General features: G+C 37.9%; 10 protein-coding genes. 1 reads left to right on the forward strand and 9 read right to left on the reverse strand.

The genetic code is table 11. From position 1 onward, the window contains the following. Positions 1–45: 45 nt before the first annotated feature. The 4 genes from secA to H5S10_RS07440 form a co-directional block, all read right to left on the reverse strand. The gene (secA, locus tag H5S10_RS07425) at positions 46–2,409 is read right to left on the reverse strand and encodes a preprotein translocase subunit SecA (protein ID WP_003666386.1); all 2,364 of its coding nucleotides are present in this window, start codon (positions 2,407–2,409) and stop codon (positions 46–48) included. Positions 2,410–2,619: 210 nt separating this feature from the next. Then, a complete protein-coding gene (hpf, locus tag H5S10_RS07430) occupies positions 2,620–3,168 on the reverse strand; it encodes a ribosome hibernation-promoting factor, HPF/YfiA family (RefSeq protein ID WP_003666382.1) in 549 nt (182 codons plus the stop codon). 131 nt (positions 3,169–3,299) lie between these two features. After that, a complete protein-coding gene (locus tag H5S10_RS10315; protein ID WP_225359844.1) occupies positions 3,300–3,710 on the reverse strand; it encodes a ComF family protein in 411 nt (136 codons plus the stop codon). A 247-nt stretch (positions 3,711–3,957) separates the two neighbouring features. Then, positions 3,958–5,292, reverse strand: a complete 1,335-nt coding sequence (locus H5S10_RS07440) for a DEAD/DEAH box helicase (RefSeq protein ID WP_182589195.1) — start codon at positions 5,290–5,292, stop codon at positions 3,958–3,960. A 61-nt stretch (positions 5,293–5,353) separates the two neighbouring features. On the opposite strand from H5S10_RS07440, the gene H5S10_RS07445 reads away from it, so the two are divergent. Then, complete coding sequence (locus H5S10_RS07445) at positions 5,354–5,986, forward strand: YigZ family protein (protein WP_182586199.1); 633 nt, start codon at positions 5,354–5,356, stop codon at positions 5,984–5,986. 54 nt (positions 5,987–6,040) lie between these two features. Here the strand turns inward: H5S10_RS07445 and H5S10_RS07450 are convergent, their stop codons facing one another. From H5S10_RS07450 to H5S10_RS07470, 5 genes are all read right to left on the reverse strand, one after another. Next, a complete protein-coding gene (locus H5S10_RS07450) occupies positions 6,041–7,426 on the reverse strand; it encodes an MFS transporter (protein ID WP_182589196.1) in 1,386 nt (461 codons plus the stop codon). After that, the gene (locus tag H5S10_RS07455; RefSeq protein ID WP_182589197.1) at positions 7,426–7,836 is read right to left on the reverse strand and encodes a MarR family winged helix-turn-helix transcriptional regulator; all 411 of its coding nucleotides are present in this window, start codon (positions 7,834–7,836) and stop codon (positions 7,426–7,428) included. Before H5S10_RS07455 ends, H5S10_RS07450 begins: the two co-directional genes overlap by 1 nt. Before the next feature lie 120 nt (positions 7,837–7,956). After that, a complete protein-coding gene (locus tag H5S10_RS07460) occupies positions 7,957–8,217 on the reverse strand; it encodes a hypothetical protein (protein ID WP_003670480.1) in 261 nt (86 codons plus the stop codon). A gap of 26 nt (positions 8,218–8,243) precedes the next feature. Next, entirely contained in the window at positions 8,244–10,082 is a 1,839-nt protein-coding gene (locus H5S10_RS07465) for an APC family permease (protein WP_182586201.1), read from the reverse strand. Positions 10,083–10,166: 84 nt separating this feature from the next. Then, positions 10,167–11,777: an APC family permease gene (locus H5S10_RS07470; RefSeq protein ID WP_182589198.1), complete on the reverse strand. Its 1,611-nt coding sequence runs from the start codon at positions 11,775–11,777 to the stop codon at positions 10,167–10,169. Positions 11,778–12,230: the final 453 nt, after the last annotated feature.

Below are 12,230 nucleotides of genomic sequence, written 5' to 3' on the forward strand. Positions count from 1 at the left end.
ACCGCCATGGGTTACCTTACTGCCGTACCTAGTAGTAATTAACAATTAACGTGTTACATTTTGCCGAATTTCTGACTTCATGAAGAGTCGGGTAGTTTCATACTCAATATCAGCAATCATTTGTTCAAACATATGATAACCAGCTGTTTGGTATTCAACTAATGGATTTAATTGTCCATATCCACGTAACCCAACTGACTGCCGGAATTGGTCCATGATATCAATGTGATCAGTCCAATGTGAGTCAACCACCCGCAAAATAACAACCTTTTCAAATTCAAGCATTTGTGCTGGATCATAAAGTTGCTTTTGCTTTTCCTTATAGACTCCCTGGGCAAATGTCATCAAGTAATCCACCATTTCTTGAGGTGATTTACCTTCCAGATCTTTAACTGTGATGGTATCAGGTTTGATTAAGACTTCTTCTGCAAAGTCAACAATTCCTTGTAAATCCCAATCCTTCTTGTCACCAAGGGTATGTTGATCAACTTCACGCTGGATTGTTCTTCTAAACATTGGCATAAGGACCCACTTCAACGACTTATCTTCAGTGATAATTTGTTGCCGCTCCTTATAGATAATTTCACGCTGTTCACGCATAACATCATCATATTGAAGAACGTTCTTCCGTGAATCATAGTTGTTACCTTCAACCCGCTTTTGAGCTGATTCAACCTGGTGAGTTAAGAAACGACTTTTAATGACAGCATCTTCATCATTAACCTTCATCCGTTCTAAGAAGGCTTTGATCCGGTCCCCACCAAATCGCTTCATCAAATCATCTTCAAGCGATAGGTAGAATTGTGATAAACCAGGATCACCTTGCCGTCCAGAACGTCCACGAAGCTGATTATCAATCCGCCGTGATTCATGTCGTTCAGTACCAATAACTGCAAGTCCACCAATTTCACGTACTCCAGGGCCTAATTTAATATCTGTACCCCGTCCAGCCATGTTGGTAGCAATAGTTACTGCACCTTTTTGACCAGCATTTTTAACAATTTCCGCTTCCTTAGCGTGATTCTTAGCGTTTAAAACAACATGCGGAATGTTCTCTTTATCAAGAAGTTGAGATAGGTATTCAGAAGTTTCAACAGCAACTGTCCCAACTAAAATTGGTTGCCCTTTAGCATGAAGTTTCTTAATCCGATCGACAACAGCTGCAAACTTACTTTGTAATGTTGGATAAAGCAAGTCAGGCTCGTCTTTCCGCTGAACGGGACGGTTAGTTGGAATAGTAATAGTTTCCATGTTGTAAATTTCACGGAATTCTTCTTGTTCAGTTTTAGCAGTACCAGTCATCCCCGCCAGTTTGTTATACATCCGGAATAAGTTCTGGTATGTAATGTTAGCCATTGTCTTATTTTCTTCTTGAATTTCTACGCCTTCTTTGGCTTCAATAGCTTGGTGCAGGCCATCAGAGAAACGCCGACCTTCCATTACACGTCCAGTAAAGGAGTCAACAATTAATACTTCACCATCTTGAACCACATAGTCCTTATCCAAAAGCATGATATAGTTAGCACGCAAAGCCTGATCCAAGTGGTGGGTCAACGCAGTATTTTCTGGATCATATAGGTTCTTTAAGTTGAAGTATTTTTCAGCTTTTTTAATTCCTTCATCAGTTAATGAAACCGTCTTTGATTCAAGATCAATCTTGTAATCAACATCTTTCTTTAACTGCTTAACAAACCGATCAGTCTGTTTGTATAACTTAGAAGTTCCCGTTCCTGGTCCTGAAATGATTAACGGTGTTCGCGCTTCATCAATTAAAATTGAATCCACCTCATCAACTAAAGCATAGTTTAACCCACGTTGGACTTGGTCTTCTTTGTAAACAGCCATGTTATCACGAAGATAATCAAATCCAATTTCACTATTAGTGGAATACATGATATCAGCTTTATATGCTTCTCGTTTTTGGTCAGGGCTCATCTCTGAGTTGTTAATACCAACAGAACACCCAAGCCAATTATAAAGCTGTCCCATTTCGGTAGCATCACGCTTTGACAAGTATTCATTAACAGTAATAACATGAACACCTTTTCCCGAGATCGCATTAAGGTAAACCGGCATTGTGGCAGTTAATGTCTTACCTTCCCCAGTCCGCATTTCTGCGATATTACCTTCGTGAAGAACAATTCCTCCCATAATTTGAACATGGAATGGATAGAGTCCAAGAACCCGTTTAGCACCTTCACGAGAAACCGCGAATGCTTCTGGCAACATATGATCCAAGGATTCACCTTTTTTATAACGTTCCCGAAATTCATCAGTTTTTGCCTGAAGTTGTTCATCAGTCAATTCAGACATCTGTTTAGCATAACTTTCTACTTTATTTGCTATTTTATTAATTCGCCGTAATTCACGACGATCGCTTTCAATCCATTTTTTTAGAATATTGGCCATAAAAGCGTCCTTCCTACTTTCTGGCTTAAGTCCAAAATCAATAAAAAAGTACTACTCAAGCCAATTATATTTTTTACTCTAACCATAATATTTTACCACGTTCATGGTATAAATAAAAATTATTAGTATGGATATTACAAGGTGGCTATAAGTTATAAGATATAAAAAGCGCCAATGATTTCTCATCCGCGCTCTTCATATTGGCATTGACTATTCAGCTTCAATCAAGCCATAACGACCATCATTACGACGGTAAACAATGCTTGTACCATTAGTTTCAGCATCTTGGAAGATAAAGAAATTGTGTCCAAGCATATCCATTTGAAGGACAGCTTCTTCAGGATCCATTGGCTTTAATGAAACTTGCTTCGTCCGTACAATCTTTAATTCATCATCTTGTTCATCTGCTCCATCATTATCAGATGAGATGAATTCAAGGTTCTTTAAGCCCTTTTCACGTGACTTACGGTTAACCTTCGTCTTGTACTTCCGGATTTGCCGTTCAAGCTTATCTGTAACTAAGTCAATACTTCCATACATATCATTAGAAGTCTCTTCTGCCCGCAACGTTAGGTATGGAAGTGGAATTGTTACTTCAACCTTGTACGTCCGGTTTGGATAAACTTTTAAGTTCACGTGGGCGGTAGCTTCAACACTATCTTCAAAGAACTTTTGAAGCTTGCTGATTCGCTTTACAACGTAATCACGAATTGACTCAGTAACTTCGACATTTTCACCACGAATATTGAACTTTAACATTGTACTTCTCTCCTTTCAGCCAAGCAATTGCTTGATCTGATATCAGAAGGACCACTCTTCTCATATCCTATTTTTATTATAGATTAGTTTGTGTTAATTAACAAACTTTATTAATGCATCTTAAGAAGAATTTAACGTGCCAGTGAAACGCTACCAATCTCTTTACAGCCAGCTTGTTTAAAAAGTACCGCTGCATGGTATAACGTCCTACCCGTCGTATAGACATCATCAACCAAAAGGATTCGTTTATTAATTACTTTTTCTGGAGATTCAAGAATAAATGGTTGCTTAGTTGTAAGTCGTTCTTCTTTAGTCTTACTTGATTGCGCTACTTTTGAACTTGCTTTAGTTCGTAAGATCGGTTGGTAAGATACTTCTCGTAATAGACCAATAACTTGATTAAAGCCGCGCGTTTGCATCGTTGTAGACGTTACTGGAATTGGGACAATTAAATCCGTTTTTTGTTCATTAACTACTTTACTAAATTCGCGCTGAAACACCATTCGCAAACGGTAATCGCCATTAAATTTATAACGTTGCATATACTCTTTCATCGCCTCGTTATACCGATATAATCCTCGATGATGCAAGTTCCAGCCGTAAATTTTCCCCCAAGTTTGACAGTCTGAGCATAAGAAATCATTTTTATTAACATTTTCTTTACCGCATCCTGTACATCCTCGATCACCCCAGCATACAAATCTTTCCTTACATTGAGTACAAACTACTGGCGTGATAATTTCGCGAAAGCTAAAAATCTCTTTCAAAGTTAGCTGGAAAGTTATTTTTTTATTGCATAAGAGACAATTCATCTATCAACCTTTGACCTTTCTGATTCAAATACTTCACCTGGGAAACAGCTTGGTTAATTTGGCGGCAATTACAATTAATCCAAAAAACAACTCGTCCAGTTGGTCGACTTTGTGCACGGCCAGCGCGACCAGCAATTTGTACTAATGCTGATGAAGAAAAGACTGGATCATCAGCACCCAAAACATAGACATCAATTTCTGGAAAAGTAACCCCTCGTTCAAGAATAGAAGTCGTGACTAAAAAGTCATAATCACCATCACGCATTTTTTGTACCTTTTCTAACCGCTGCGGATCACTTGCATGAACAGTAGCAAAGTGGAAAGTTGTAAAAGAATGCTGTAATGCAGCTTTGACTAATGCTAAATCAGCAATATGAGGAACAAATAACAAAAAGCGGTGGCCTTCTTTTAGCGTTTTCTGCAACTGTTGAATAACTTGCGGGGGTAATTGCTGGCGTTCTAATCGTCGCCGCCATCCAAAAGCTAGTCTAACTTTTATTTCTGGAAGTAAATGCCCATGATAGCGAAGAGGTAAATAATTAACAATCAATCGTTTACTTTTGATTTCTCGGAGCAAAGTATCTCCTGGGGTTGCGGTTAAATATAGACATCCTCCATTCTTTTTTATTGCTTGCTTTGTTGCATATAATAACGAAGCATTAGCAGCATACGGAAAGGCATCTACTTCATCAATAATTAAATTATCAAAAGCATGATAGAAACGAAGTAATTGATGAGTTGTACAAATAGTCAATTGGGCATAATGATAAGGTAATTCCTGTCGACCATGCAAAAGAGCAATATCACAATTAGCAAAAGCAGCTTTTAAACGAGGAAATAATTCTAAACAGACATCTACTCGTGGAGAAGCTATTCCAATTCTTTCACCACGTTTAATTGCGGCAGCGATACCCGCAAACATCATCTCAGTCTTTCCGGCACCCGTAACTGCCCATAACAATTGCTGAACATGATCAGCCATTCCCTGGGAAATTTTTTCTGAGGCTTGTTGCTGAAGAGACGATAATTTTCCTTTCCATGTCAACACCGGTTCGGTAACCGTAAATTGATTTGGCTCTGGAACATGATAAAATTTATTTAACGTTGAAACACGACCAAGATTAATGCAATGTGGACAATAAAACTCACCTCGTGGCAAAGCACCCAGCGATTTTTCTGTGACATAATTGCAGCGATAACATCTAATATTCGCAGTATCGATTCTAATTGTTGGTAGTTCTTGAATTCCTGATTGTATCAACTCATGACGCGGAACTAAGACTCGTCGCCCATAATAATTGTCTAAATCCATTATTCACCTCCTACTTTATATATACGTAAATTAATCAAAATAGCACGAAGGAAGTTTAAAAATGACAGAACCATATTTAACAATTGCTAAAAATACCACTTATGAGCAAACAATTAAAAAATCACGGTTTATTTGCTCTATTGCTCGTGTCTCCTCAGAAGAAGAAGCTCAACAATTTATCGCCAGCATCCAAGCAGCTAACAAAAAAGCTACTCATAATTGCTTTGCATATATGATTGGTGACAATGACCAAATTCAACGAGAAAGTGATAATGGCGAGCCAAGTGGAACTGCGGGAATTCCGATTCTTGAATCACTTAAACTAGCAAAGATCCATAATGTCGTAGCAGTGGTCACCCGTTATTTCGGTGGAATTAAGCTGGGCGCAGGTGGTCTCATCCGGGCATATAGCAATACGACTACTGAAGCAATCCACCAAGCTGGTCTTGTCCAGCGGATTAAGCAAGCAATTCTAAAAATCACTGTTACCTATGCTCTTCATGATCCGCTTCTTTACTATCTCAAGGAAAATAATCTTGAGGTCGCCGGTGAAGAGTATGGAGTTAATGTTGAAACCAGTATTTATGTAAACGAAACGGACTTAAAAAACGTCAAAGAGAAGCTCATTAATCGTTTTAACGACCAACTTCAAATAACTAAAGGCGATCAGCGTTTTAACGAAATTCCATACTAAAAATTCAGGTTAGAATTTTCTAGCCTGAATTTTCTAGCCTGAATTTTTAGTATTTTATTTTTTCACACTCCGATAGTAACTTATCCAAATTATAATACAAAAAATTGTTAACATTCCAAATGCTTCTTGGGTCCCAACTGCAGTAGAAATGCTTCTAGTCGTGTGAAGATGACTCTGATTGGCCGCAACAATCATCGCTACCAATGAAGTACCAATTGCCCCTGCAAATTGCTGAAGGGTATTAAGAATTGCATTTCCTTGTGATTGCTTTTCTTTACCAACAACAGTTATTGCACTTGTCATTACGCAGCCCATGCACATCCCCATTCCACCCATATAGAGAATATAAACTAGCGCAATAAATATATTTGTTAAATATCGTCCAGAAATCGTAAAAGCAATAAGCGCAAGTAAACACAACGAAGTACCAATCAAAATAGGCTTACGAGCGCCAAACTTATCTAAAATTCGTCCTCCTAATGGTGCAAATATCGCTCCAACAAAACCAGCTGGGAGGACAATCAAGCCAGCTGTCATTGCACTATTACCATTTACCAATTGAATATAGTTTGGTAAAAGGAACGCAAACCCTAAAGAAATAAGTTGGGTTAAAAAGAAACCAAGAACATGCCCAGAAAAGTTTTTATTTCTAAACAATCGCAATTGTAAAATTGGTTCTTCTAGGATTAACGAACGCCAAGCAAAAAGGCCCATTCCTAAGATCCCAATTAACAATGCGCCACCAACTGAAAAGGTCATGAAAGCTTGACTTCCCAGGTTACTAAACCCTGTTACAAAACCACAGAACATGAAGATAATCATTAACATACTAAAGATATCAATCTGTTGTTTTTTAATCGGTGATTTTTGGTTAATACCCCATTCACCAAGCACAAATGAAATAATTAACAGCGGAATTAATGAATAAAATACCCACCGCCAATTAAGCTTGCTGGCAACGATTCCACCGAAAGTAGGACCGATCGCTGGAGCAACTCCAGTAATAAGGTTACCAATTCCCATCATAAAACCAATTTTGCTTGTTGGAACTTGCTCCATAATAATATTAAACATCAATGGTAATGCAATCCCAGTTCCAATCCCCTGAATTGCCCGCCCAACTAAAAGCAACCCAAACGACGGCGCCAGCGCATCGATCATTATCCCACCAATAAAAAGCAAGTTTGCAACCGTAAAAAGCATCCTTGTTCGGTAGGAGCTTTTCAAAATTGCCGATAGGGGAACAATAATTGCGACTAAAAGTAAATAAATGGAAGTCATCCACTGAACCTGATTAGTAGTAATTGAAAATTCACGCATTAGGATCGGAAAAGTTACATTCATTGAAGTTTCAACTATCACCCCACAAAATGACATCAATCCAGTTGCCACAATTGCTGCAACAACTTTTGCAGGAATTTTTTCAGTATTCGTACTCATTATTTCTCCTCTATCATCGTTGATAAGAATCGTTTTATTTTCGAAATGTCCTGTTCACTAAAATCTGCTTTTAATTTCTCTTCGTATTGTGTAATATACGCACTTACATCTGAGGATAATTTTTGTCCTTCTGCAGTAAGCATAACGATTTTTTGACGGCGATCTTCTAGTGACGGATAACGTTCAATCAAATTTTTCTTTGCCATTCGTTGAAGCAATACAGTAGTGGTTGATCTCTTTATTCCAAATTCATTTTCAATCTGGTGTTGATCACAACTATTTCCCGGGAAATGTGTTAAAAAATCAATAATCGACATTTGCGTCCCTGTCAATCCATACTGCTGCGCAAATGCATTCATTTCTTGATTTATTGCATTGTTAGCTTGTTTTACTAGACGACCTATTAGCAATTTTCATCTCTCCTTTTTGTTAGTCGGCTAACAAAAAGGATAATATAATTTAGCTTATTAGTCAATTAAAAAAAGAGACTAGGCTTATGTCACCTAATCTCTTCAATAAGCTTTATTTAATTATCCTAAAATCATTTCAGCAATATCAAGGACAATGATAATCCCTAAAATACTGCTTAAAAGCACCAAAATTTTTCTCGTATGCTGATCTTTTGATTGCAGTTTTTCCCAATTCATCCCTGCATACGCAATTAAGATCAAAGCACAGCCAATGATACCGTATATTCCAGAATGAAAGCCACGATTATCAATGGTATAACTTGCTGCCATAAAAAGGCCAACTGCAAACAAAAGTCCCCATAATAGTTGCTTTTTATTCACTAAATCAATACTTTCTCTCTAATAAACTATTCTTGAAGGTGGTAGTTATAACTAGCAACAATAATGTTCTCGCGGGAATTCAATAACGCCCGCAAACGAACACTAGTCTGATTATGCAAGGCCAATTGCCATGGATGTTTAGGAATAAATTGAGGAACAAGAACAGTCGTCGAATAATTTCTTGCTTCCGCCCGCTTGGCAATCACATCAACGAAACGTAATGTTGGTTTAGCAATTGAACGGTACGAAGAGTGAATATCAACGAAACGAACATCTGGATATTCAGCTTTAAATTCATTTGCTGTTTTATGCTCTTTTCCGGGATTTTCATCAAATGAAACATGCATAGCAATAACATAATCACCAATCGACCGAGCGTAATTAATTGCACCACGAGTTACCCGTGTTACATTACCAACTAAAACGATCACCGTTGCGCCATCGTAGTCATGTAATTGGACTTTTGTCTTTTCAGCAACCCGCAATTGAGCAGCTACTTTTACATAGTGCCGGTGAATCGAATGGAACATCCATAAAAGCAACGGCATAATAATTAAATATGGCCAAACATTTGCAAAGTGTTGCCAGAACAAACAAATAACAAGGATAAATGAAATCAAGGCCCCTACTAGGTTAATAAAGGCTTTCCCTAACCAGAAACCTTCCCGTTCTCTAAACCAGTGAATAATCATCCCAGACTGCGATAAAGTAAATGGAACAAATACCCCTACCGCATAAAGTGGAATTAACATATTAGTCTGACCATGGAAGATCAAGATTAAAATAATTGCTCCAATTGCCAACGAAATAATTCCGTTGGAGTAGCCTAACCGATCACCACGATCCATGAATGCGTGAGGCATATATTTATCCTTTGCCATATTAAAAGCAAGAATTGGAAAGGCTGAGAAACCAGTATTAGCAGCGACTGCTAAAATCATTGCAGTTGAAAGTTGCAATAGGTAAAAACCTAGCCCATGTCCGCCAAAGATTTGCGCGGCCATTTGGGAGAGAATTGTTGTCCGTGAATTAGGAACTACCCCTAGATAAAAGCTAAAGAAGATAACTGCAATAAAGAAGAACGCCAAGATAGCACTCATAATTGCCAAGGTAGTCGAAGCATTCTTTTCCTTAGGCTTATTAAAGTTAGGAACAGCATTACTTACGGCTTCCACCCCAGTTAAGGATGACGAACCAGCTGAGAATGCGCGAATAAGTAAAACAAATGACATTCCTGATACCGGTGTTCCATAATCGACAATTGCCCGGTAATGAATATGACCAGTGGCAATATTATAGCCACCCCACACTACCATCACAATCATCATAATAACAAAGAAATATACCGGAATTGTGAGGAAGTTTGCACTTTCACTCATTCCCCGTAAATTCATAAACATGATTAAAAGAACAATAATGATCCCGATTGGAATTGAAAATTTATATAGAGCGGGGACTGCCGAAGTAATCGCTTCGACTCCAGATGTCGTTGAAACAGCCACTGTTAACATATAGTCAACAAGTAATGATCCTCCAGCAAATAATCCCCCATTACTTCCCCAGTTCCGTGTGGCAACAACATAAGCACCACCACCACTAGGATAGGCATGAATGATTTGTTGGTATGATAACGTGATAGCTAACAAAAGGACCAACACAACGGCCGCAATCGGGATTGAATACCAGATTGCTGCTGCAGATAAAGTTACCAGAACAGTTGTAATTTGCTCTGGTCCATATGCTACTGACGATATTGCGTCAGAAGAAAGCATCGCTAATGCTTTAAATTTAGTTAAGTGTGTTTGCCCTTCATCAAGGGTTTTTAACGGTTTCCCGATTAAAACACGTTTCAAATAGCGCCACATACTATTTCTCCTTTAATTTTTACACTTTTTAAGTAGGTGACAATACTACAATTTATTCTTTAATTTTGCAACCTACAAATATATCTATTGATCTTTTTCTGGCATCTTTACTTTGGCATTAACCCTTTCTGCTGCGGGATCGATTTCTTTCATTCGACTAGCCACAGCCCATCGGTAAAACCCTAGCGAGCAGATGATAATAACAACAAAATCCCACGGGTACTTCAACCAGTCCTTGCCGCCAAATCCTTCACTCCCAATATAAGAAATTATTGAGATAAATACAAGATAAGCCAACATCCAATAACTATTGCGTAAATCACGTAGTCCTGATGCGTGACGATACTTAATTTCATAATAAAGATAAATTGGTAAGCCTAATAAAATAACCCCAATCACCTGAACAGTTGTCGGCCACATTGTCCAATAAATTGAAAGGCTCGTCAAGACAAATGCAAATGGGGCCAACCAGGACATAAAACGTGGATGGAATGGTCGCTTCAAATTAGCATTCATTTTACGAAGCGACATTACGGTAACTGGTCCAGTAAGATAAGCAATTAAAGTTGAACCGGTAATTACAGTTGCTAACAAGCTCCAATTTCTAAAGAGACTAACCATTACCACCGCTAAAATTAGATCCACAACCATTGCAAACCGTGGAATCATGTAGTGCCGTTCTAGTCGTCCTAACCATTGAGGCAAATGCCCAGTATGAGTCATGGCTGCTAATGCTCGTGAAGCAGTCGCCACAAATGCAACCCCCGTCCCAAATGGCGAAACGAAAGCATCCATATATAGTAAAATTGCTAGCCAGTTCATTCCAAGCAAGATCGCAATGTCAGCAAATGGAGACGTATAGTTAATCCCATGCCATCCTTTTTGCGCTAATAAGTTCGGATCAATTGCGCCTATAAAGGCAACTTGTAACATGATATAGATCACAGCGGTAATAATCATTGAAATCAATACGCCTCGCACAATATTTTTATGAGGATTAATCATTTCTCCTCCCATGTTGATTACCGTTTGAAAGGCATCATAAGACATAATAATTCCAGAAATAGCAGCTGCCTCAAAGATTGATCGACTGCCATATGGCATAAAAGTAGTTACACTATGACCAAAATTACTAGGATGAAAACCAGCCACAATAAGCATCACAATTGTTAATGTTGGTAATAAAATCTTAAAAATTGATATTAAATTAGTAAAACGAGTCATCAATTTTACCGACCAGAAATTGATTAGGGTAAAAACCAGCATAAAGGCAAATACAACCAACAATCCAGGAGTTGTAATATTACCATTTTTCATAAAGTGGTGGGTCCAGTTTGCCCATGCCCACGGCCACGAACTCATATATTGAACTGAGGCCACGGCTTCCATTGGGACTAAAGTGATTAATGAAATCCAATTTGCCCATGCAGCGATAAATCCCAAAAACGGACCGTGGCTATACTGAGCATAACGACTCATTCCTCCACTTTCTGGAAACATTGCTCCTAATTCAACATAAGTAAGGGCAATGCTAATAATGATTATTGCTCCTAAAATCCATGACAAAATAGCAGCTGGTCCCGCAACCTTTGCAGCAGTTCCGGCACCAAACAACCACCCTGAACCAATTAAGGAATTTAAGGCAAGCATTACACCAGAAAATAGCGTTATCTTCTGGAACTTCATTTTTTCCATTTCTTAGTTCCTTTCAGTTATAGTTTGGTTAAAAATTAATACTAATTTACTTTACCACAATTTAAGATTTTTAGATTAACTTTATAGTTGAACCACCTTAACTGGATTACCATTCTGCTTTATTATTTGAAGCAAATCTTTTATTTCTAAAATTACAGTGGCAGTATTATTGTTTGGATGACAACCTATTAATTTTTCATTTTTAATGAATATCAGCATCAATAATAAAGGTAACTTGATGAGGCTTATCATTAAACAAGTTAATCGATGAGACAGCTTACTCGCTATTCCTAACTTCATAGCTAATTCTTCTAGGCGCGCAAATGAAAATCGACTAGTCGATAAATTTCCTTTCAATTTTCTATATTGTGACGCTTATTTTCTAAGATCGTAACTAAATAATAGCCAGCTTTATTTTTTCGACATTTAACTATTCATAGACACTGGTCGCAT

The sequence above is a fragment of the Limosilactobacillus balticus genome, assembly GCF_014145615.1.
GTDB lineage: Bacteria > Bacillota > Bacilli > Lactobacillales > Lactobacillaceae > Limosilactobacillus > Limosilactobacillus balticus.

Bases quoted from the DNA above. Each gene is read 5' to 3' on its own strand.
- secA (WP_003666386.1), bottom strand. From the start codon at position 2,409: ATGGCCAATATTCTAAAAAAATGGATTGAAAGCGATCGTCGTGAATTA.
- hpf (WP_003666382.1), bottom strand. From the start codon at position 3,168: ATGTTAAAGTTCAATATTCGTGGTGAAAATGTCGAAGTTACTGAGTCA.
- H5S10_RS10315 (WP_225359844.1), bottom strand. From the start codon at position 3,710: ATGCAACGTTATAAATTTAATGGCGATTACCGTTTGCGAATGGTGTTT.
- H5S10_RS07440 (WP_182589195.1), bottom strand. From the start codon at position 5,292: ATGGATTTAGACAATTATTATGGGCGACGAGTCTTAGTTCCGCGTCAT.
- H5S10_RS07445 (WP_182586199.1), top strand. From the start codon at position 5,354: ATGACAGAACCATATTTAACAATTGCTAAAAATACCACTTATGAGCAA.
- H5S10_RS07450 (WP_182589196.1), bottom strand. From the start codon at position 7,426: ATGAGTACGAATACTGAAAAAATTCCTGCAAAAGTTGTTGCAGCAATT.
- H5S10_RS07465 (WP_182586201.1), bottom strand. From the start codon at position 10,082: ATGTGGCGCTATTTGAAACGTGTTTTAATCGGGAAACCGTTAAAAACC.
- H5S10_RS07470 (WP_182589198.1), bottom strand. From the start codon at position 11,777: ATGGAAAAAATGAAGTTCCAGAAGATAACGCTATTTTCTGGTGTAATG.